Below are 237 nucleotides of genomic sequence, written 5' to 3'. Positions count from 1 at the left end.
CCCCACCCGTTACATCCACTTCCTCGACTCCAACCCTTCCACCCATATTCCACTCTTCACTCTTACCACTTACGCTTACCGAGTTCACCCCCACATCTTCCCAACCAGCCACTCCCACTTTCACTTCAAACTTTTCCTTCCCAACATCCACCTTCCTCTCCACATACAACTCCAATTTCACTTTCCTTTCTCTCCCAAATACCCTTTTCAATTCACCCCTCTCATTCAACAGCTTCT

At 48.1% G+C, this 237-nt stretch carries 1 protein-coding gene; it reads right to left on the bottom strand.

Features of this window, described 5'->3' with window-relative positions; genetic code table 11:
- A partial coding sequence (locus FS628_RS30950; RefSeq protein ID WP_145326717.1) for a hypothetical protein occupies positions 1–181 on the bottom strand: 181 nt, incomplete at its 3' end.
- Between the last annotated feature and the right edge of the window lie 56 nt (positions 182–237).

Source organism: Paenibacillus xylanexedens (genome assembly GCF_007676705.1).
GTDB classification, from domain to species: Bacteria; Bacillota; Bacilli; order Paenibacillales; family Paenibacillaceae; genus Paenibacillus; species Paenibacillus xylanexedens_C.
Note: the sequence above shows the minus strand (reverse complement) of the source record. Positions and strands in the feature narration are given on the sequence as shown.